Below are 21,842 nucleotides of genomic sequence, written 5' to 3' on the forward strand. Positions count from 1 at the left end.
GCGCGATCCTAGGCAGGCGCAATGACAGGAACATTACGCTTGTACGGCTAAAACTCTCACTATTCCCGGTAAACCAAGAGCGAACAAAACACTTGTTCAGCCCGAAAGATCCCGCAGCTGCCACTCCAGCAACTGCCCGGGGCGCTGCCTGTCCCCACCCTCGGCATCGGTCAGGGCAGCGGCTCCCAGGCCCGCGATCGCCGCAGCCTGCGCGTCCAGCCGATCCGCCAGGCGGTGGTTGCCCTCCCGCAGCAGGCGCGCCAGGTTCTCGCCGCGCAATCGGCGCAGGTCGACCGCATGGGGGCGCAGCACGGGGTCCCGCGCAGCCGCCAGGCTGATCGACAGCGTGCCGCGCATGGTGACCCGTTGCCGCTGCGTTGCCGAATCGTCGCGCGGCGCCGGCATGCGTCCCTGCGCCACCAGATAGACGATTTCCTGCCCGGCAATGAGCAGGTCTGCGCCAGTGCGGCAGTGATAGGCCACGCTGGAGGCGGGGATGCCCAGACGCTCGGCCACCGCGCGATGGGTCAGGGCCTGCGCGCCCTCTTCAAGGATCAACTCGCACGCGGCCACCGCGATATCACGCCGCCGCCCCGGTTCCAGCAGCGGCGATGTTCCTTCCGGGGTGGCCAGGCACAACGCCGGATCCAGCCGCTGCACAAGCACCTCGAAGACAGCCGTGGTACTGGCCAGCCCTACCCTTTGCAGGGGATGCAGTCCATACGACAGCCGCTCGATGGCCAACCGCCGCAGCAGGCGATAGTCCGGCAAGGCTTCCAGCGCCAGCGCATGCACACCCTCGTCGCTGGCATAGGCAAACAGCAGTTCGGACCACTGCCCCTCGTCGTCGATGCGAGCGGCCAGCAACTGTTGCCAGAAACGGCGCCGGTCCTGCAGCCAGGGCTGCAGCAACGCGGCCGTCGCCGGGTCAACGCCTGCATGCAGCATCAGCTCGGCCCATACCATGCGGGTCGCCCGCACATCATCGTGGGCATCATCAGCACCGGCGGCCTGCAGATACTGCTCCAGCATCGTGGCCAGGGCCGGCGCATCCCAACGTGGCACGGCGGCCATGCAGGCGAGCCAGTCGGCATGCCACAACCGATCCCGTTCGCGTTCGGCGTCGACCAGCGCCTGCATCAGCTGCGCCTTGCTTCCCAGGTGATAGCTGAGCGTCGCCAGGGTTACCCCAGCCGCTGCAGCGATTCGGCGCAACCCGAGTGCCCGCGTGCCTCCGCCTGCCAGTTCATGCCGCGCAACCTGCAGCAGGCGCAGGCGCATCGGCAATGCCTCCGCCTCCATGCCCGCCATGGCCACAGCCCCATCTCGATTGCTCATGCTCGCATTCCTTCCGTCTTCCGCGGCACCCACCAGGCGCCGCCTGCCAGCAGCAGGCAACCCGCAGCCGCCAGGGCCGGGCCCACTGCCATCATCGTTGCCAGCTGTGCGCTGTCCTCACCACGATAGTCCAATCCTGACAGCCAATGCCCCAGCCACCACGCGCCACATGCCAGCGCCGACTTGCTGGTGGCGGTAAGCAGCCCGAATGCCACCCCGGCCTGCAGGGGCGAACGCCCCGCAACCGCGTCAGCGAACGCCGCCCACAAGGTCATGCCGAGCACACCGCCCGCCAGGCCCATGGCCATCGCGCAGGCAATGGCGGCCCACACCGCAGGTGCCAGTTGCCACCACGCCAGGGCCACCAGCATCAGTGTCAGGCTGCACGCAAAGATCACCGGCAACCGCGGCTGCCGGGCCAGCAGAAGCTGCATCAGTGGTTGTGCGGCCAGGGTGCCAAGTGCGCCGCCCAGCAGCAGCGCTCCCCCCCACAGGGATGAACGCAGCACATGGCCGACGAAGTACGGTTCCAGCTTGGCGAACAGCGGAGCCCCGACCAGCAGTACGAAGAACATCGCCAGCAGCAGTGGAACCGGCAAGGTGTGCAAAGGCGCATCAGCGCGTTCGGATGCGCGGGGCCCAGGTGTCGCCCGCGCATGGATCAACACATGCCTCAGGCATGCCGCACTGGCAATCGCCAGAACGGCCAGCAACACGGTCAGCAGCATGAAACGCAGTGCCCGCTCCTGATGAGGCTGCTCCTGCAGGAGGGGCACGATCGCCAGCGCAAGGCACACCCCTGCCAGGCTGCTCACCGCGACCCGCACCGATGCAATCCGGCTGCGCGCAGCCGAAGTACGGGTCGCCAGGCTGAGCAGCACGTTCTGCGGCACGTCGTAGACGCTGTATCCCACGCGGAACATCAGGGCCAAGGCCAGCGCGAACGGCAATTTCGCGTGCTGTGGCAGGTGGCCTGTGGAAAACAGGCCGATCAGTGCGATGGCTGCCACCCACGCGCCCTGCCATTGCAGGTGCGCGGCACCGGCAACCGACGCCAGCGAGTTCCGCCAGAACCGGCCGACCAGCAGATCGCTGGCTGCGCTGGCCAGAAGGCTGGTGGCGACCACAGCGCCCATCGCCATGGGCGGCAATCCAGCCACCTCGGTGAGAAAAAACGCCAGCAGCAGCTCACCGGTCTGCCAGAACAGGCTCTTCCCGAAGTGGGCTGCCGCATACGCCTGGTCAACACGGAACTGGCCTTCGGCCAGCCTGGGCGGCGCAACATCCATCCCCGCGCCTTTGCCTGCTGATAGGGGAAAGCACTATGTGCCGCCAACATGATGCGGACATGACAACCCGGCCGGGACATGACCCGCAAAAGCGCGGGGGCCAGGCCCCCGCGCTTCCACTACCTGCTGCAGGCAGTTGCTTTCACATCCGCGGTGCCCGCGCGGCTTACTCCACCGTCACGCTCTTGGCGAGGTTACGCGGCTTGTCCACGTCAGTGCCGCGCGCCAGCGCGGTGTGGTAAGCCAGCAGCTGCACCGGGATGGTGTGCACGATCGGGCTGAGCACGCCGGCATGGCGCGGCGTACGGATCACGTGCACGCCCTCGGACTCGTTGAAGTTGCTGTCCTGGTCGGCGAACACGAACAGCTCGCCGCCACGCGCGCGCACTTCCTGCATGTTCGACTTCACCTTCTCCAGCAGGCTGTCGTTGGGCGCGATCACCACCACCGGCATGTCTTCGTCCACCAGCGCCAGCGGGCCATGCTTCAGCTCGCCCGCCGGGTAGGCCTCGGCGTGGATGTAGGAGATTTCCTTGAGCTTGAGCGCGCCTTCCAGCGCGATCGGATAATGCAGGCCACGGCCGAGGAACAGCGCGCTGCTCTTGCGCGCGAAGCGCTCGGCCCAGGCGGCGATCTGCGGCTCCATGTTCAGTGCGTGCTGCACGCTGCCCGGCAGGAAGCGCAGCTGCTCCAGGTAGTCGGCTTCCTGCGCCGCGTCGATGCGGCCATGCAGCTTGCCCAGCACCACGGTCAACTGGAACAGTGCGGCCAGCTGGGTGGTGAAGGCCTTGGTCGAGGCCACGCCGATCTCGGCGCCGGCGCGGGTGTAGCACACCAGTTCACTGGCGCGCGGGATCGCACTTTCCGGAACGTTGCAGATCGACAGCGTGTGCTTGTGACCGAGCGACTTGGCGTACTTCAGCGCCTCCATCGTATCCAGCGTTTCGCCGGACTGGGAGATGGTGACGATCAGGTGCTTCGGGTTCGCGTAGGCCGCGCGATAGCGGTACTCGCTGGCGATCTCCACACTGCACGGCAGGCCGGCGATGGCCTCGACCCAGTAGCGCGCGGTCAGGCCGGCGTAGTAGCTGGTGCCGCAGGCAATGATCTGCACGCCCTCGATGCCCGACAGCACCGCTTCGGCGTTCTTGCCGAACAGCTCGGCCGGGAAACCACCGGCGTCGATCGCCGCCTCGATGGTGTCGCCCAGCGCGCGCGGCTGCTCGTGGATTTCCTTCTGCATGAAGTGGCGGTACGGACCCAGCTCCAGCGACGCCAGCGACACATCGGACAGGTGTACCTCGCGCTCGATCGGCTGGTCATGCTCGTCGAAGATGCGCACGCCATCGCGACGGATCTCGGCGGTGTCACCCTCTTCCAGGAAGATCACCTTGCGGGTGGCCGAGATCACCGCCGAGACGTCGGAGGCGACGAAGTTCTCGCCCTCGCCCAGGCCAACCAGCAGCGGGCAGCCCATGCGCGCGCAGACGAAGCGCTCCGGTTCGGCGCGGCTGACCACGGCCAGCGCATAGGCACCGGTCAGCTCCTTCACCGTGTGCTGCAGCGCCACCAGCAGGTCGTCGCCGTCCTTCAGGTGATGGTGGATCAGGTGCGCGATGACTTCGGTATCGGTCTGCGACTCGAACGTGTAGCCCAGCGCGCGCAGCTTCTCGCGCTGCTCTTCGTGGTTCTCGATGATGCCGTTGTGCACCAGCGCCACGCCGTGGCTGATGTGCGGATGCGCGTTGGCCTCAGTGACGCCCCCGTGGGTGGCCCAGCGGGTGTGGCCGATGCCCAGCACCGCGTTGAAGCCCTCGGCCTCGGCCGCAGTGGCCATTTCCGACACACGACCGGTACGACGCACGCGGCGCACATCCGGCCGTTCGGCATGGTCGATCACCGCGATGCCCGAGGAATCGTAACCACGGTACTCAAGGCGCTTCAGGCCCTCGATCAGCACCGGCACTACGTCGCGATCAGCGATCGCACCCACGATTCCACACATGTCACGCGTTTCCTTGAAGACGATCACCGCATTCTAGCCTGCGGGCCCGCGCCCCCCCTCCTGTCCGCTTAATGAAAGTGTCCGGAAAGGTGTCCGCGGACACCCGGACACTACAACAAGCCTCCCAACTCATTGACCTGAAAGGAAATAAAGTTGGCACGCTACGTGCTTGGTACTTACCACCACCGTCAGGCACGCACCCGATGATCCGCGACACTTCCGCACAGGACCAGATCGTTTCCTCCGCCCCGGCCGGCACCACCCGCGCCAACTGGCAGCGCTACCGCTGGCCGGCACTGGGCGCCATCGTGCTGCTCGCCGGCATCGGCTGGGCCGTGCACGCCTGGTCCAACGCCAGCCGCTCCTTCGACAGCAGCCGCGTGCGCATCGCCGAAGTGAAGCGCGGCGATCTGGTCCGCGACATCGCCGCCGACGGTCGCGTGATCGCCGCCAACAGCCCGATCCTGTACGCCATCTCGGCCGGCACCGTGGACCTGAAGGTGGTCGCCGGCGACGTGGTCAAGAAGGACCAGGAGCTGGCGGTCATCGACAGCCCGGAACTGCGCAGCAAGCTGGCCCAGGAGCAGGCCACCCTGGCCGGCCTGGAAGCGGAGGCCAGCCGCGCCGCGCTGGACGCCACCCTGGCCCGCGCCAAGTCGCGCAAGGAAACCGACCAGGCCACCATCGAGCGGCAGGCCGCCGACCGCGATCTGCAGCGCTACCAGCGCGGCTACGACGGCGGTGCGGTGCCGCAGATCGATCTGGCCAAGGCCAAGGACTCGCTGAAGAAGGCCGACATCACCCTGGCCAACGCCACCACCGACGCACGCCTGCAGAGCCAGGGTGCCGACCTGGATGCCCGCAACAAGCGCCTGCTGGCCGACCGCCAGAAGGCCGTGGTGGCTGAAGTGCAGCGCCAGGTCGATGCACTGACCCTGCGTGCACCGTTCGATGGCCAGGTCGGCCAGGTGCAGGCCGTCCAGTCCACCAACCTGGCCGCCAATGCGCCGGTGCTGGGCGTGGTCGACCTGTCCAAGTTCGTGGTCGAGATCAAGGTGCCGGAAAGCTTCGCCCGTGACCTGGCCATCGGCATGCCGGCACAGCTGACCGGCGGCAACGGCCAGCCGTTCCCGGGCGAGATCAGCGCGGTGTCGCCGGAAGTGGTCAATGGCGAGGTCAATGCCCGCGTGCGCTTCGCCAGCGCGCAGCCGGAAGGCCTGCGCCAGAGCCAGCGGATGTCGGTGCGCGTGCTGCTCGATACCCGCAAGGACGTGCTGAAGGTCGAGCGCGGCCCGTTCGTCGAACAGGGCAACGGCATCGCCTACGTAATGGACGGCCGCACTGCGGTGCGGCGTCCAGTGGAACTGGGCGTCAGCAGCCTGGGCGAAGTGGAAATCAAGTCGGGTGTGCAGCCGGGCGACCGCATCGTGGTCTCCGGCAGCGACCTGTTCAAGGACGCCGAACGCGTCTCCGTCAACTGATACCTGATACCTGAATCCTGGAGAGAGGACACCCCATGTACATGCTCGAAATGCGTTCGGTCGCCAAGGTCTTCCGCACCGAACAGGTGGAAACCCACGCACTGCGCTCACTGGAACTGCAGGTCAAGGAAGGTGAGTTCGTCGCTGTCACCGGCCCGTCCGGCTCCGGCAAGACCACCTTCCTCAACATCGCCGGCCTGCTGGAAACCTTCACCAGCGGCACCTACATGCTGGACGGCCAGGACGTGAGCACGCTGGGCGACGACGCCCGCAGCCGCCTGCGCAACCAGAAGATCGGCTTCATCTTCCAGGGCTTCAACCTGATCCCGGACCTGAACCTGTTCGACAACGTCGACGTGCCGCTGCGCTATCGGAAGATGAGCGCCAACGAGCGCCGCGAACGCATCGAGAAGGCGCTGAGCCAGGTCGGCCTCGGCTCGCGCATGAAGCATTATCCGAATGAACTGTCGGGCGGCCAGCAGCAGCGCGCGGCCATCGCGCGTGCGCTGGCCGGCAGCCCGCGCCTGCTGCTGGCTGACGAACCGACCGGCAACCTGGACACGCAGATGGCCCGCGGCGTGATGGAGCTGCTGGAGGAAATCAACGCCGCCGGCACCACCATCGTGATGGTTACCCACGACCCGGAACTGGCCGCGCGCGCGCAGCGCAACGTGCACATCGTTGATGGCCAGGTCACCGACCTGGTCCGCGAGCCGGTACTGGCCACCCCGCCGCGCCACATCGTCGCCGTCAACGAGTGAGGGCACTCCCATGTTCGCCTACTACGCCCGACTGGCGGTACGCAGCTTCCGCCGCAACAAGATCCTGACCGCGTTGATGGTGGTTGCCATCGCGCTCGGCATCGGCGCCTCGATGACCACGTTGACCGTGTTCCACGTGTTGTCCGGCGACCCGATTCCCGGCAAGAGCGACCGCCTGTTCTACGTGCAGCTCGACGCCGCGACCGGCGCCTATGTCGCCGGCGAAGAGCCGGAAACCCAGCTGACCCGCTTCGACGGTGAAGCGCTGCTTCGCGAAGCCAAGGGTGAACGCCAGGCACTGATGAGCGGCGGCGGCGGCACCATCGAACCGGACAACAGCACCCTCAAGCCCTTCAGCATCGACACCCGCTGGACCTCGGCCGACTTCTTCCCGATGTTCGAGGTGCCCATGCAGTATGGCCGCGCCTGGACGCGCGAGGACGATGAAGGCCGCGCACGCGTGGTGGTCATCTCCAAGGCGCTCAACGACAAGCTGTACCAGGGGGCCAACAGCGTGGGCCGCGACCTGCGTATGGAAGGCCAGAGTTACCGCATCGTCGGCGTGATGAAGGAATGGAGCCCGGAGCCGCACTTCTACGACCTGACCACCGGCAGCTACGGCAAGAACGAAGACCTGCTGCTGCCGATCTCCACCTCGTTCGACCTGAAGCTCGGCAACAACGGCAACATGAACTGCTTCGGCGAAAACCCCGACGGCAACAGCTACTCGCTCAATGCACCCTGCGCGTGGCTGCAGTACTGGGTGGAAATGGACCCGGCCAAGGCCGGCGACTACCGCCGCTACCTGGAGAACTATTCGACCCAGCAGCGCGAGGCCGGCCGCTTCAAGCATCCGCCGAACGTGCGCCTGCGCACCGTGATGGAATGGCTGGACTTCAATGGTGCGGTGCCCAGCGACGTGCGCCTGCAGCTGTGGCTGGCGCTGGGCTTCCTGGGTGTCTGCCTGGTCAACACGGTGGGCCTGCTGCTGGCCAAGTTCCTGCGCCGCAGTGGTGAGATCGGCGTGCGCCGTGCACTCGGTGCCAGCCGCGGCCAGATCTTCCTGCAGTGCCTGGTGGAAGCCGGTGCGGTCGGCGTGGTCGGTGGCGTGTTGGGTATCGGCCTGGCCCTGCTTGGCCTGTTCGCGGTGCGCCAGCAACCGGTGGAGTACGCAAAGCTGGCCCATCTGGACGGCAACATGCTGCTGCTCGCGCTGGGCCTGACCCTGCTCGCCAGCCTTGCCGCCGGTTTCCTGCCCGCCTGGCGCGCCATGCAGGTCACCCCGGCCATCCAGCTCAAGTCGCAGTAAGCACCCGAACGAGGACTCCCATGGACATCCGCCCCATCCTCAGCACGCTGCGCCGGCACAAGACTGCCGCTGCCCTGATCGTGCTGGAAGTCGCACTGACCTGCGCCATCGTCTGCAACGCGCTGTTCCTGGTCAGCCAGCGCGTGGAGAAGATCAGCATGCCCAGCGGTATCGCCGAGAGCGAACTGGTGATGCTGCGCGTCAGTGGCATCGGCAAGCAGACCGACGCCATGGCCCGCACCCGCGAGGACCTGGCATCGCTGCGCGCGATTCCCGGCGTCAGCAACGTCACCATCATCAACCAGGTCCCCTTCCGCAACGGCTCCTCCAGCAGCAGCATCTCGCGTGTGATCGACCAGGAACGGCCGACCACCAACGCCTCGATGTACACCCTGTCCGAGAACGGGCTGGCCACGATGGGCATCAACCTGATCGCAGGCCGCGACTTCCTGCCCGACGAGTATCAGAACTTCGAAGACGCCAGCAAGGGCGGCGCCAAGCAGAACGCGATCCCGGTCATCCTCACCCAAGCCACCGCCGCCAAGATGGAACCCAACGGAAGTGCGCTGGGCAAGACCTACTACATGGGCAAGCAGCCGCTGCATGTGGTCGGCGTCGTCGACACGCTCAGCACCCCCAATGGCTGGAATGACAACTGGACCAACTCGATGCTGCTGCCCATGCGGCGCACCTTCGACGAAGGTGGCACGTATGTGCTGCGCACTTCGCCCGAACGCCGCCAGGAGGTGCTCGATGCTGGTGCCGCCGCGCTGGAGCGCAACGACCCCAACCGCCTGATGCGTGACAAGCTGACCTATGAAGACCAGCGCAAGGACTTCTTCAAGAACGACCGCGCGATGGTCGGCCTGCTGATCACCGTCAGCATCTCGCTGCTGGTGGTCACTGCGCTGGGCATCATCGGCCTGGCGAGCTTCTGGGTGCAGCAGCGCAGCAAGCAGATCGGCATCCGCCGTGCGCTGGGCGCGACCCGTGGGCAAATCCTGCGCTACTTCCAGACCGAGAACTTCCTGCTGGCCACGCTGGGCATCGTGCTGGGCATGCTGGCGGCCTACGCGATCAACCTGGCGCTGATGAACCTTTACGAGCTGCCGCGCATGCCGCTGTACTACCTGCCGCTGGGTGCGCTGCTGCTGTGGGTGCTGGGCCAGATCGCGGTGTTCGGTCCTGCACGGCGTGCGGCGGCGGTACCGCCTGCGGTCGCCACGCGGGGCGCGTGAGATGCGTGCCTGCGCGATGTGCCTGATGCTGCTCCTGCCACTGCCGGCGCTGGCCGGCGGTGGCAACGCGCAGACACTGGAATGGCGCCAGGATGCCGCGCGGTTGTCGTTGCGCTCGACGGAGGGCCAGGTGCGCGTGGAGGCCGCCAGTCCGGAAGTGCGCTTCGGCGTGCGCAGTGGCGATCGCATCCTCCGCGTGGACGACACGGCGGTGCGCCGGGTTGAACATCTGGCCGAGGCACTCCGCCATTCCCACGCAGCCACCGCCTATCTGTTGCTGCGCCGCGACAAGCGCGAGCTGACGGTGGCGGTCAACGCTGCAACCTGGCGCCAGGCGCTGGAAGTGCCGCCGCCACCTGCGCCGCCACCGCCCCCGGCGCCTCCCCGGCGCTGAGCGAGGGCCGCTCCTGCACAGCCACGGGTTTGGCTATGCTTGATGGGTGGCGCCGGGCTCTCCCGGTGCGTGGACACGAACGGCTCCAACGGCGCCGCCCATCCCTTTCTGCAGAACCGCTTGATGCCTGCGATCCTGATCATCGACGACAACGCCAGCGTGGGTACCGCGCTGGACGTGCTGTTCTCCCTGCACGACATCGACACCCTGCAGGCGCAGAGTCCGTCCGAAGGGCTGGCCCTGCTCGAGTCGCAGCCGGTCGACCTGGTGATCCAGGACATGAACTTCAGCGAGGACACCACCTCCGGCGAAGAAGGCGAGGCCCTGTTCGCGCAGATCCGCGCACGCCATCCCGATCTGCCGGTGATCCTGCTGACCGCCTGGACCCACCTCAGCAGCGCGGTGGACCTGGTCAAGGCCGGTGCGGCCGACTACCTGGCCAAGCCCTGGGACGACCGCAAGCTGATGACCACGGTCAACAACCTGCTGGAACTGTCCGAGGCGCGCCGCGAACTGGACCGGCGCCGCAGCCGTGAACTGCGCCAGCGCAACGCGCTGGAAGAGAAGTACGACCTGTGCGGCGCGGTCTTCGCCGACCCCGCCAGCGAGCGCGTCATCGCCCTCGCCTGCCAAGTCGCACGCTCGGAACTGCCGGTACTGATCACCGGCGCGAACGGTGCCGGCAAGGAGAAGATCGCACAGATCATCCAGGCCAATTCCCTGGTGGCCAAGGGTCCGTTCGTGGCGGTCAACTGCGGCGCGTTGCCCTCGGAACTGATCGAAGCCGAACTGTTCGGTGCCGAGGCCGGTGCGTATACCGGCGCCAACAAGGCGCGCGAAGGCAAGTTCGAGGCCGCCGATGGTGGCACCCTGTTCCTGGATGAGATCGGCAACCTGTCGCTGGGCGGGCAGATGAAGCTGCTGCGCGTGCTGGAAACCGGCCGCTTTGAGCGCCTGGGTTCCAACCGCGAGCGCCAGGTCAAGGTCCGCGTGGTCAGCGCGACCAATGCCGACCTGCCGGCGATGATCCGAGACGGCACCTTCCGCGAAGACCTCTATTACCGCCTCAACACGGTGGAACTGGTGCTGCCGCCGCTGGCCGAACGCCCGGGCGACATCGTGCCGCTGGCCGAGCGCTTCCTGACCGCTGGCAAGCCCCTGTCCAGTGCCGCCACCGCGGCCCTGCAGCGGCACCCGTGGCCAGGCAACGTGCGCGAGCTGCGAAACGTGATCCAGCGCGCCGAACTGCTGGCCACCGGCAGCCGCATCGAAGTGGCCGATCTCAACCTGCCGCGCGCAGCCGCCGCACCGCGCCCAGCCCCCAGTGCCGGCAATGACCCCGACCGCGCACGCATCGAGGACGTACTGGCGCGCAACCATGGCGTCATCGCCCAGGCCGCCGCCGAACTCGGCCTGAGCCGCCAGGCGCTGTACCGGCGCATGGACCGCCACGGTATCCCGCGCGAATGAAACGGCGCTCGTTCACTTTCCGCCTGTTCCTCCGCCTGCTGCCAGTGTTGGCACTGGCTGCGGCACTGCCGTGGCTGCTGGCCTACTGGATGGACCATGGTTGGGTGGTGACCACGGTGTCGGCGTTGATCCTGCTGTCGCTGATGTGGTGGACCCTGCGCCGGGCAACCGCCCCGGTGCGGTCACTGATGCGGGCCCTGGCGGGTACCACCAGCAGCTATCGCGACGGCGAATACAACTTCGGCGTGCACTGGTCCGGCAATGACGAGCTCGGCGACCTGGTGCAGGCACACCGCGAACTGGGTGATGTACTGCGTGAGCAGCGGCAGGGCCTGGTGCAACGCGAACTGCTGCTGGACACGATGGTGCAGAACACGCCGGTGGCGATGCTGCTGATCGCCTCGGGCGGTGATGGCATTGCCCGCGTGGTGTTCTCCAATCTTGCCGCGCGCAAGCTGCTGCATGGCGGCTGGAAGCTGGAAGGCCAGCGCCTGGAGGACGTGCTGGAACAGGTGCCGGTGGAACTGCGCGATGCCATCGCCCGTGGCGGTGACAGCCTGTTCGCGGTGCATGCCGAGGGCGAGGACGGCGATGAGGATGACGAGCAGGTCTACCACCTCTCGCGCCGCGCCTTCCAGCTCAACGGTCGTCCGCACGATCTGCTGCTGGTGCGCCTGCTGACCGCCGAGCTGCGCCGCCAGGAAGTACAGACCTGGAAGAAGGTGATCCGTGTGATCAGCCACGAACTGAACAACTCGCTGGCACCGATTGCCTCGCTGGCCCACTCCGGCGGTGTACTGGTGCAGCGTGAGCGTTTTGACCGGCTGCCCGAGATCTTTACCACCATCGAGGATCGCGCACGCCACCTGGAAGGCTTCATCCGCGGCTATGCGCGCTTCGCCAAGCTGCCGCAGCCGCAGTTGCAGACCGTGCACTGGGCCCCCTTCCTGTCCAGCCTGCGCCAGCAGATCCCATTCACCATGGAGCGCGAGCCGGACGAGGAACTGAGCAGCCGCATCGACATCGCCCAGTTCGGGCAGGCGCTGCTGAACCTGTTGAAGAACGCGCACGAAGCCTGCGCCGAAGCAGAACCGCCGAACGATGACGTACAGGTGCAACTCACGCGGTTGCCGCAGTGGCTGCGCCTGGACGTACTGGATCGCGGCAAGGGCATGAACGAGCAGGTGCTGCAGAATGCGCTGATGCCGTTCTATTCGACCAAGCGCAATGGCACCGGGCTGGGCTTGGCCTTGACCCGCGAGATCGTGGAAGCGCATGGCGGCCGGGTATCACTGCAGAACCGCGGCGATGGCGGGTTGTGCGTGTCGATTCTGTTGCCGGTGGGTTGATCGGGTAGATCCACGCCATGCGTGGATGTGCCGACCAAGATCGGCACCTACCAGACCTGCCGCATCGCCACCCGCAGGTGCATCGGAAACCCGAGCGCAGCCTCTTCGGCCATGACTGCGCGCAGGCCGTCATTCCACTGCGCCTCGGGCACTACCTCGAACCCTTCGCTGGCATAGAAGGCCGCATTCCACGGTACGTCGGACAACGTGGTCAGCACCGCGGCTGCATAGCCGTCCATCCTCGCCTGTGCCAGCGCATGGCGCAGCAATGCACGGCCGTGGCCGCGGCGCGCGTGCGCGGGATCCACGTCCATCTGCAGCACATGGAATTCACCGCAGAGCTCACCGGCCAGCAGGTAACCCGCGATACCACCGTCAGCCGCATCCACCACCCACAGCTGCTCACGCTCAAGGCCATCCTGCAGCGTCGGCAGGTCCAGGCCATGCCCGGCAAACACCGGGTAGGCCTGGTGACCCTTCAGCAGTTCACCGGCACGTTGTTCAATTGCCGGCAGCATGCCCAGTTCGTCGGCATGCGGGATGCGTGGCTCAGGACTTCTTGAGCGGGCGCTTCCAGCCATCGATGGTTTCCTGTCGTGCACGTGCCAGTGTCAGCTTGCCATCGGGCGCGTTGCGGGTGATGACCGAACCGGCAGCGATGGTGGCGCCCTCACCGATCAGCACCGGTGCCACCAATGCGCTGTTGGAGCCGATGAAGGCGTTGTCGCCGATGGTAGTGGTCGACTTGTTCACGCCGTCGTAGTTGCAGGTGATGGTGCCGGCACCGATGTTCACCTTGCTGCCGATCACCGCGTCGCCCAGGTAGGTCAGGTGGTTGGCCTTGCTGCCAACACCAAGGGTGACCTTCTTGGTCTCGACGAAGTTGCCGACATGCACGCCGTCGGCGAGCACGGTCCCCGGGCGCAGCCGCGCGAACGGCCCCACCAGCGCAGCACCTTCGGTGATCACGCCTTCCAGGTCACAATGCGCGCGCACTTCGGTGCCCGGGCCAAGATTGACGTCCTTCAGCCGGTTGAACGGGCCCACGGTGACGCCGTCGCCGAGCACGATGTTGCCTTCCAGAACGACGTCGACATCGATCAGCACGTCGCTGCCCACAGTGACGGTGCCACGGATATCCAGTCGTGCCGGGTCACGCACGCGCGCGCCCTGCGCGCACAGGGCCCGAACCGCGCGGCGCTGCCAGGCACGCTCCAGCTGCGAAAGCTGCCAGGGATCGTTCGCCCCTTCGGCTTCCTGCGCGTCGGCCACCAGCGCCATCTCGGCCGGGGTGTACTCGTGCGCGGCAAAGGCGAACACGTCGGTCAGGTAGTACTCGCCCTGCGCGTTGCTGTTGGACAGCTGCGACAGCCAGCGCCGCAGCGCGGTCGACTCGGCGGCAATGATGCCGGTGTTGATCGTGCGCACACGCAGCTGGTCGTCGGTAGCGTCCTTCTGTTCGACGATCGAGCCGACCTTGCCTTCGGCATCGCGCAGCACGCGGCCATAACCGGTCGGGTCATCGACATCGGCGACCAGCACCGCCAGGCGACCCGGCTGCGCCAGCAGGTCGCGCAGGGTCTGCGCGCGGATCAGCGGCACGTCGCCGTACAGCACAAGCACCTGCGCGGCGTCAGGCACCTGCGGCATCGCCTGGGCCACCGCATGGCCGGTGCCCAGCTGCTGCGCCTGTTCAGCCCATTGCAGGTCGGGCTGGTCGGCGAAGTGCTGACGCACCGCTTCACCACCATGGCCGTAGACCACGTGGATCGCCGAGGGCTGCAGTTCGCGGGCCGCATCGATCACATGCGCCAGCATCGGCTGGCCGGCGATCGGCTGCAGCACCTTCGGCAGCACCGACTTCATGCGCTTGCCCGCGCCTGCGGCGAGGATGATGACGTGCAGGGGTTGGGTCATGGAAACGGCAGTCCGTGGTTCGTTGCCGATGATTCTAGAGCGTGGGCCGTTAACATGTGCATCCCACCTCCTTCACCACACTGATGGGCCTCGTCCGCCAGGGAAGCACCTATCTCGTCATCGGGCTCGTGCAGCTGCTGCTCGACTGGCTGGTGTTCGTCGCCGCGACCGCGCTGGGCCTGCCGGTGGTGCCTGCCAACATTGCCGGTCGCCTGGCCGGGATGCTGCTGGGCTTCTGGCTCAACGGCCGTTACACCTTTGCCAACGCAGGTGACGCGCGCCTTGGCTGGCGTCGATTTTCACGTTTCCTGGGGATCTGGGCCGCACTTACCGCTGCCAGCACGGTGCTGGTCGCTTTGACCAGCCGCCACCTTGGATTGGATTGGGCCTGGCTGGCCAAGCCGCTGATCGAAGGTGGAATCGCCTTGATCTCCTTCCTGCTGCTGCGCCATGTGGTCTTCCGCTGAGACCTTCAGCCTGCTCCACCCGTCGCGAATCGCTTGGGCAGCCCATCCCGCCACAGCTGCAGCGGGCTGTACCCAAGTTCCACGCGATGCCGCCCCGCAGGCACGCACACCGCGTGGAAGAGCCCGTTGGCACGCATCAGCGGCAACGACGCTCCGCCATCCAACCGGGCCTGCCAGCCCTGGGCGGTCACCTCATTGATCACCAGCCACGCCGGATGCTCGGCGTCCACGTCAAGGGCGATCCTTCCGGGCTGATAGGCCTGCGAGAGCACCTTCAACTGGCCCGCCTCACGTTCAGGGCAGTCCGTCTGCTGTCCGGTGGGCAGCCAAACCACCTGGCTGAAGTCCGTCTGGTTGAACTCAGCGGCCGGTGGCAGGCGTTCAATGTGCCGCTGCACCCGTTGCGGGTTGAGCGTACGCGGCAGCACACTCCCACGCAGCGCCAACTGCACGTCGCTTCCCTGGTCATGAGACCCTGCAAACGGCTCCGGTGACAGCAGCCAGCGGACCCCCAGCAGGTCGTACACGGGGGCGTCCATGCCTGGCGCCCAAGGGGTCGTCGCTTTCTGCTGGAAGGCAGCCACGGGCTCCGTCGGCATGCCGACCATCTGCTGGTAGTCACTGGATAGCAACGGGTTGTAGCCATTGGCCAGTGGAATCGCGTGCACGGCCGCGCCATTGGTCAGCACGCCGATGCCGAAAACGATGGCGCGCTCGGGCAGGCCTGCCTGCCGCTCGGCAGCGAGCAGCGTATAGGCGCGCTGCGTGGCGCCATTGCGCTCGGCCGTCATTACCGGCGGACGGGCGCCCGATGTATTGAAACGTGCTCCCACGTTGAACAGCAGCATGTCGAACACGACCAGTGCGATCAGCCATCGCATCGGAGCCGGGTGCCGGCGCAGCAGCTGTACTGCGGCAATGCCGATGCCGGCACTGGCCGCCAACCACGCGAAGGCGTCCAGATGCCCGTGGCTCACGGCCAGCCAGGAGGCAACGGACACGAGGACAACGACCACCCCCAACGACACCCGGTGCGGGCGCAGTGCTCGCTTTTCCAATGCAACCTGCAACGCCTGTGCACCCAGCCAGGCCGCTGCCGGTACCGCAAGGAACAGCGCATCGGAGGGCCGCCGGAACAGATCAAGACCCGGCAACCCGCTGAAGAGCCACGCGAACAGCGGAGTGACGTCACCCAGGGCGACCAGCGTCGTCAACAGCAGTACACCGAGCGCCAAACAGGTGGCGCGTCGCTGCCTGTGCACAACGCTGCCGCCCCAGGCCAGCCAGAGCGCCAGTGGCACCGCGCCGAAATAGAGGTAGTCGGTGCTGATGTCGCCGAAGGACCAGCTGGTCCCACGTACCTGCGAGAACACATTTCCCGAAAGCAGTGTCACCAGTCCCTGCCAGTGCATCGCACCGGCCAGCGCCGTCTCCAGGGTCATGCCATCGCGATTGGTGTCACCCAGCCAGGCCAACGTGGAAAGCCACTGGGGGGCGCTTACTGCGGCGGCAATCAGGGCGACCGCAGACAGCTGCAATGCGAGGCGGAGTCGCTTGCCCGTTGCCCAAAGCACTGCGCCTACGGCGTACACGGCACACGCCAGGATGATGAAATAGGTCACCTGGGTCAGCTGCAGCGCACACAGGCCTCCTGCAAGTCCCGCCAGCAGCACGTCACGCGCGCGGCCCTGGTTCCGAACATTCGACAGGCCCAGCCAGATCCAGGGAAGCAGGCTGTAGCTGACGATCATCGGCGTGTGCTGCAGGCGGGAGGCTGCCACCGCACCGAACATCAGCACCATCGCAAAGAACCACTGTGCGGGTGCAGAAAGACCGAATGAACGCGCCAGGCGCAGCGCGCCGAAGCCACCCGCCAGCACATGCAGCAGCACCACCACGGTGAACAGATGCAACGACGCGGGCGCCAGCAGCAGCGGCAGGACCATGGTCGGCTGCAGCGTCATCATCTGCGGATCGGCGATCTGCGGATAGCCACCGAACAGGTAGGGATTCCACCAAGGGGCCTGCAGGTTCCGAAGCTGCTCGGCACTGAAACTGACCGCCGGGAAGAACTGCTGCACGGCGTCGTACGGAATGACCTTGGTACCGATCAGCCACGGCAGGCACAGCAGCAGCCAGCTTGCCACCCACAGCGTTTCAGGCCGAGCCCATCGGGAGCGGGCTGCATCCGTGGCGCCGATGCTCGTGGTCGATGCGTACTGCATTCCGTGCATGCCTCCCTTCTCCTCAACGAAAATCGCCGGCACTGGGCCGGCGATCTTCCATCACTACCGGCATTGCTGCCGATGGTTCCCGAGCACGTGTCAGTGCTTGAGGTTCTTGCGCAGACGCTCCAGCGCCTGCAGCTGGACGACGGCTTCGGCCAGCTTCTGCTGGGCTTCAGCCACTTCCATCGCCTCGCCGCGGTTGGCCAGGATGCGCTCGGCTTCTTCCTTGGCCTTGCGGACCGAGGCTTCGTCGATGTCCTGCGCGCGGATCGCGGTGTCGGCCAGCACGGTCACCACCTGCGGCTGCACTTCCAGGATGCCGCCGGAAATGGCGAAATCCAGCTGCTCGCCGTTCGGCGTGGTCACCACCACCTTGCCCGGCTTCAGGCGGGTGATCAGCGGCGCGTGCTTGGGCGCGATGCCCAGTTCGCCCAGCTCACCGGTGGCCACGACCAGGGTCGCTTCGCCACGGAAGATTTCCTGCTCGGCGCTGACGATGTCGCAACGGATCGTGCTCATGCAAATCTCTTCGCTGTTCGCGGCGGCGCAATGCCACCGTGGGAGTCCACCGGCGCGGGCGGTTGCCCGGCGCCGGCGTCAGGTCGGGCAGGATCGCTCCCGCCCGTCCCGGATCAGGCCTTCTCGGCCATCTTCTTGGCCTTCTCGACCGCTTCTTCGATGCCGCCGACCATGTAGAACGCCTGCTCCGGCAGGTGGTCGTACTCGCCATCGACGATGGCCTTGAAGCCACGGATGGTGTCCTTCAGCGGCACGTACTTGCCCGGCGAACCGGTGAACACTTCGGCCACGTGGAACGGCTGGCTGAAGAAGCGCTCGATCTTACGGGCGCGCGACACGGCCTGCTTGTCCTCTTCGGACAGTTCGTCCATGCCCAGGATCGCGATGATGTCCTTCAGTTCCTTGTACTTCTGCAGGGTCTGCTGGACGCGCTGGGCGGTGTCGTAGTGCTCGTGGCCGATGACCAGCGGGTCCATCTGGCGGCTGGTGGAGTCCAGCGGATCGACGGCCGGGTAGATACCCAGCGAGGCGATCGAACGCGACAGGGTGACAGTCGAGTCCAGGTGGGCGAAGGTGGTCGCCGGCGACGGGTCGGTCAGGTCGTCCGCGGGAACGTAGACGGCCTGGATCGAGGTGATCGAACCGTTCTTGGTCGAGGTGATGCGCTCCTGCAGGACGCCCATTTCCTCGGCCAGGGTCGGCTGGTAACCCACGGCGGACGGCATACGACCCAGCAGTGCCGACACTTCGGTACCGGCCAGGGTGTAGCGGTAGATGTTGTCGACGAACAGCAGGACGTCCTTACCCTTGCCGTTTTCGTCCTTCTCGTCGCGGAAGTACTCGGCCATGGTCAGGCCGGTCAGGGCGACGCGCAGACGGTTGCCCGGCGGCTCGTTCATCTGGCCGTACACCATCGCCACCTTGTCGAGGACGTTGGAGTCCTTCATTTCGTGGTAGAAGTCGTTGCCCTCACGGGTACGCTCACCCACGCCGGCGAACACGGACAGACCGCTGTGCGCCTTGGCGATGTTGTTGATCAGTTCCATCATGTTGACGGTCTTGCCGACGCCGGCGCCGCCGAACAGGCCGACCTTGCCGCCCTTGGCGAACGGGCACATCAGGTCGATGACCTTGATGCCGGTTTCCAGCAGCTCGGTGGCCGGGGACTGGTCTTCGTACGACGGGGCCGCACGGTGGATTTCCCAGCTGTCGCTGGCGGCCACCGGGCCGGCTTCGTCGATCGGACGGCCCAGCACGTCCATGATGCGGCCCAGGGTGCCAGCGCCGACCGGCACGGAAATGCCGCGGTCGGTGTTGGTGGCCACCAGGTTGCGCTTCAGGCCGTCGGTGGAACCGAGGGCGATGGTACGCACCACGCCGTCGCCCAGCTGCTGCTGGACTTCGAGGGTGATTTCGGTGTTGTCGACCTTCAGTGCGTCATACACCTTCGGCACCGACTCACGCGGGAATTCGACGTCGACGACCGCGCCGATGATCTGAACGATCTTGCCCTGACTCATTGCTGCATCCTCTAAATGTGTGCTTTGAACGAACGCGGTCAGACTGCTGCCGCGCCGCCGACGATTTCGGAGATTTCCTGGGTGATCGCTGCCTGGCGTGCCTTGTTGTAGACCAGCTGCAGCTCACCGATCAGCTTGTTGGCGTTGTCGCTCGCCGCTTTCATCGCGACCATGCGTGCGGCATGTTCGGAGGCAACGTTTTCCAGCAGCGCCTGGTACACCAGCGACTCGATGTAACGCGTCATCACGTGCTCGAGCACGGTCGCGGCATCGGGTTCGTACAGGTAATCCCAGTCGTGGTGAGCGACCTGCTTCTCAGCCGGCGGCAGCGGCAGCAGCTGATCGAAGCTGGCCTTCTGCGTCATGGTGTTCACGAAGCGGTTGTAGACCAGGTACACGCGGTCGACCTTGCCTTCGGTGAAGGCGTCGAGCATGACCTTGATCACACCGATCAGCGATTCCAGCTTCGGCACGTCGCCGATGTGGGTCACGCTGCCGACCATGTTGACCTTCACGCGGCGGAAGAAGGTCGATGCCTTCTGGCCGATGGTCACCAGGTCCACTTCCGCACCCTTGTCCTGCCATGCCTTGGCTTCGCCCAGCATCTTGCGGAACAGGTTGTTGTTCAGGCCGCCGGCCAGGCCGCGATCGGAGGAGATCACGATGAAACCGACCCGCTTGACCTGCTCGCGCTCGACCAGGAACGGATGCTGGTAGTCGGTGCTGGCCTGGGCCAGGTGACCGATCACCTGCTTCATCGCCTGCGCGTACGGACGCGAGGTCTTCATCCGATCCTGCGCCTTGCGGATCTTGGAGGCCGAGACCATTTCCAGGGCGCGCGTCACCTTGCGGGTGTTCTGCACGCTCTTGATCTTGGTTTTGATTTCGCGTCCGCTTGCCATCTCTTGTTTCCCGTGGCGCGGGGCTGCTGCCCCGCGTTGTTCAACCGTTTGTCATCTGGTCCAGCGGAGCCAGCGGCTCCGCTCTACAGGACCGCGATTACCAGCTGCCGGTGGTCTTGAACTCGGCGATGCCCTTCTTGAAGGCACCTTCGATATCGTTGTCCCAACCGCCGGTGGCGTTGACCTTGCTGACCAGCTCGCCCTGGGTGTTGGCGAAGTGCGCGTGCAGGCCTTCTTCGAACGCCAGCAGCTTGTTGACCGGCACGTCGTCGAGGTAACCCTCGTTGACAGCGTAGATCGACAGCGCCTGGTTGGCGATCGACATCGGCGCGTACTGCTTCTGCTTCATCAGCTCGGTGACGCGCTGGCCACGCTCCAGCTGCTTGCGGGTCGCTTCGTCCAGGTCCGAGGCGAACTGCGCGAACGCAGCCAGCTCGCGGTACTGGGCCAGCGAGATACGGATGCCGCCCGACAGCTTCTTGATGATCTTGGTCTGGGCCGAGCCACCGACGCGCGACACCGAGATACCGGCGTTCACGGCCGGGCGGATGCCGGCGTTGAACAGGTCGGTTTCCAGGAAGATCTGGCCGTCGGTGATCGAGATCACGTTGGTCGGAACGAAGGCGGACACGTCGCCGGCCTGGGTTTCGATGATCGGCAGCGCGGTCAGCGAACCGGTCTTGCCGGTGACCTTGCCTTCGGTGAACTTCTCGACGTATTCCTCGGACACGCGGGCAGCGCGCTCGAGCAGACGGGAGTGCAGGTAGAACACGTCACCCGGGTAGGCTTCACGGCCCGGCGGGCGCTTCAGCAGCAGCGAGATCTGGCGGTAGGCAACGGCCTGCTTGGACAGATCGTCGTACACGATCAGCGCGTCTTCGCCGCGGTCCATGAAGTACTCACCCATGGTGCAGCCCGAGTAGGCGCTGATGTACTGCATGGCAGCCGATTCGGAAGCGGTCGCGGCCACCACGATGGTGTGGGCCAGCGCGCCGTTCTCTTCCAGCTTGCGCACGATGTTGGCGATGGTCGAAGCCTTCTGGCCGATCGCAACGTACACGCACTTGATGCCGGTGCCCTTCTGGTTGATCACCGCATCGATCGCCATGGCGGTCTTGCCGGTCTGGCGGTCACCGATGATCAGCTCGCGCTGGCCACGGCCGATCGGGATCATCGAGTCGACCGACTTGTAACCGGTCTGCACCGGCTGGTCGACCGACTTGCGCCAGATCACGCCCGGCGCAACGCGCTCCACCGGAGCGGTCAGGTCGGTGCCCAGCGGGCCCTTGCCGTCGATCGGCTCACCCAGCGCGTTCACGACGCGGCCCAGCAGTTCCGGACCCACCGGCACTTCCAGGATGCGGCCGGTGGTCTTGGCGACGTCGCCTTCGCGCAGGTTTTCGTAGTCACCCAGGACCACGGCGCCGACCGAGTCGCGCTCCAGGTTCAGGGCCAGGGCGAAGGTGTTGTTCGGCAGTTCGATCATTTCGCCCTGCATCACGTCGGCCAGACCGAAGATGCGCACGATGCCGTCGGACACGCTGGTCACGGTGCCTTCGTTGCGCGATTCCGCGGCCAGCTTGACCTTCTCGATGCGGTTCTTGATCAGTTCGCTGATTTCGGAGGGGTTGAGCGTGGTTGCCATCGTCAAGTCC

The 21,842-nt window shown here is 66.1% G+C and carries 18 protein-coding genes; 8 read left to right on the plus strand and 10 right to left on the minus strand.

The window, feature by feature from the left end; translation table 11 throughout:
* Window positions 1–96 precede the first annotated feature (96 nt).
* The 3 genes from AC13GF_RS17260 to glmS form a co-directional block, all read right to left on the minus strand.
* Window positions 97–1,338 carry a TetR family transcriptional regulator gene (locus tag AC13GF_RS17260; protein WP_483005425.1) on the minus strand — a complete coding sequence of 414 codons (1,242 nt, stop codon included), beginning with the start codon at window positions 1,336–1,338 and terminating at the stop codon, window positions 97–99.
* Entirely contained in the window at window positions 1,335–2,627 is a 1,293-nt protein-coding gene (locus AC13GF_RS17265) for an MFS transporter (protein ID WP_483005426.1), read from the minus strand. The genes AC13GF_RS17260 and AC13GF_RS17265 overlap by 4 nt, the downstream gene beginning before the upstream one ends.
* A 166-nt stretch (window positions 2,628–2,793) precedes the next feature.
* Window positions 2,794–4,632, minus strand: coding sequence for a glutamine--fructose-6-phosphate transaminase (isomerizing) (gene glmS, locus AC13GF_RS17270; protein ID WP_483005427.1), 1,839 nt, complete (start codon window positions 4,630–4,632; stop codon window positions 2,794–2,796).
* Window positions 4,633–4,835: 203 nt separating this feature from the next.
* Here glmS and AC13GF_RS17275 point away from each other — a divergent pair, with 203 nt between their 5' ends.
* The 7 genes from AC13GF_RS17275 to AC13GF_RS17305 all read left to right on the plus strand — a co-directional run bounded on the left by AC13GF_RS17275 (window position 4,836) and on the right by AC13GF_RS17305 (window position 12,634).
* Entirely contained in the window at window positions 4,836–6,113 is a 1,278-nt protein-coding gene (locus AC13GF_RS17275; protein WP_483005428.1) for an efflux RND transporter periplasmic adaptor subunit, read from the plus strand.
* Window positions 6,114–6,148: 35 nt separating this feature from the next.
* A complete protein-coding gene (locus AC13GF_RS17280) occupies window positions 6,149–6,874 on the plus strand; it encodes an ABC transporter ATP-binding protein (RefSeq protein ID WP_032129038.1) in 726 nt (241 codons plus the stop codon).
* Between the two features lie 10 nt (window positions 6,875–6,884).
* Window positions 6,885–8,183, plus strand: a complete 1,299-nt coding sequence (locus AC13GF_RS17285) for an ABC transporter permease (RefSeq protein WP_483005429.1) — start codon at window positions 6,885–6,887, stop codon at window positions 8,181–8,183.
* A gap of 20 nt (window positions 8,184–8,203) precedes the next feature.
* Complete coding sequence (locus AC13GF_RS17290; RefSeq protein ID WP_483005430.1) at window positions 8,204–9,421, plus strand: ABC transporter permease; 1,218 nt, start codon at window positions 8,204–8,206, stop codon at window positions 9,419–9,421.
* A 16-nt stretch (window positions 9,422–9,437) separates the two neighbouring features.
* Window positions 9,438–9,815: a PDZ domain-containing protein gene (locus AC13GF_RS17295; RefSeq protein ID WP_483005509.1), complete on the plus strand. Its 378-nt coding sequence runs from the start codon at window positions 9,438–9,440 to the stop codon at window positions 9,813–9,815.
* Between the two features lie 123 nt (window positions 9,816–9,938).
* Window positions 9,939–11,285, plus strand: coding sequence for a sigma-54-dependent transcriptional regulator (locus AC13GF_RS17300; protein ID WP_483005431.1), 1,347 nt, complete (start codon window positions 9,939–9,941; stop codon window positions 11,283–11,285).
* Entirely contained in the window at window positions 11,282–12,634 is a 1,353-nt protein-coding gene (locus tag AC13GF_RS17305; RefSeq protein WP_483005432.1) for a sensor histidine kinase, read from the plus strand. Before AC13GF_RS17300 ends, AC13GF_RS17305 begins: the two co-directional genes overlap by 4 nt.
* Window positions 12,635–12,681: 47 nt before the next feature.
* On the opposite strand, the gene AC13GF_RS17310 is transcribed toward AC13GF_RS17305, so the two are convergent.
* Both AC13GF_RS17310 and glmU read right to left on the minus strand, forming a co-directional pair.
* Window positions 12,682–13,215 carry a GNAT family N-acetyltransferase gene (locus tag AC13GF_RS17310; protein ID WP_483005433.1) on the minus strand — a complete coding sequence of 178 codons (534 nt, stop codon included), beginning with the start codon at window positions 13,213–13,215 and terminating at the stop codon, window positions 12,682–12,684.
* Window positions 13,184–14,551 carry a bifunctional UDP-N-acetylglucosamine diphosphorylase/glucosamine-1-phosphate N-acetyltransferase GlmU gene (glmU, locus tag AC13GF_RS17315; protein ID WP_483005434.1) on the minus strand — a complete coding sequence of 456 codons (1,368 nt, stop codon included), beginning with the start codon at window positions 14,549–14,551 and terminating at the stop codon, window positions 13,184–13,186. The genes AC13GF_RS17310 and glmU overlap by 32 nt, the downstream gene beginning before the upstream one ends.
* Window positions 14,552–14,634: 83 nt before the next feature.
* On the opposite strand from glmU, the gene AC13GF_RS17320 reads away from it, so the two are divergent.
* The gene (locus tag AC13GF_RS17320) at window positions 14,635–15,018 is read left to right on the plus strand and encodes a GtrA family protein (protein WP_483005435.1); all 384 of its coding nucleotides are present in this window, start codon (window positions 14,635–14,637) and stop codon (window positions 15,016–15,018) included.
* A gap of 5 nt (window positions 15,019–15,023) precedes the next feature.
* Here AC13GF_RS17320 and AC13GF_RS17325 read toward each other — a convergent pair whose 3' ends face one another.
* The 5 genes from AC13GF_RS17325 to atpA form a co-directional block, all read right to left on the minus strand.
* Complete coding sequence (locus AC13GF_RS17325; RefSeq protein WP_483005436.1) at window positions 15,024–17,165, minus strand: hypothetical protein; 2,142 nt, start codon at window positions 17,163–17,165, stop codon at window positions 15,024–15,026.
* A gap of 177 nt (window positions 17,166–17,342) precedes the next feature.
* On the minus strand, window positions 17,343–17,765 hold the full coding sequence (locus tag AC13GF_RS17330) for a F0F1 ATP synthase subunit epsilon (RefSeq protein WP_005419509.1): 423 nt from the start codon (window positions 17,763–17,765) through the stop codon (window positions 17,343–17,345).
* Window positions 17,766–17,878: 113 nt separating this feature from the next.
* Window positions 17,879–19,285, minus strand: a complete 1,407-nt coding sequence (gene atpD, locus AC13GF_RS17335) for a F0F1 ATP synthase subunit beta (RefSeq protein WP_032129045.1) — start codon at window positions 19,283–19,285, stop codon at window positions 17,879–17,881.
* A gap of 38 nt (window positions 19,286–19,323) precedes the next feature.
* Window positions 19,324–20,187 carry a F0F1 ATP synthase subunit gamma gene (atpG, locus tag AC13GF_RS17340; protein WP_049435859.1) on the minus strand — a complete coding sequence of 288 codons (864 nt, stop codon included), beginning with the start codon at window positions 20,185–20,187 and terminating at the stop codon, window positions 19,324–19,326.
* A gap of 97 nt (window positions 20,188–20,284) precedes the next feature.
* Window positions 20,285–21,832: a F0F1 ATP synthase subunit alpha gene (atpA, locus tag AC13GF_RS17345; protein ID WP_032129047.1), complete on the minus strand. Its 1,548-nt coding sequence runs from the start codon at window positions 21,830–21,832 to the stop codon at window positions 20,285–20,287.
* Between the last annotated feature and the right edge of the window lie 10 nt (window positions 21,833–21,842).

The sequence above is a fragment of the Stenotrophomonas sp. 22LJNL06-5-1 genome, from assembly GCF_056861455.1.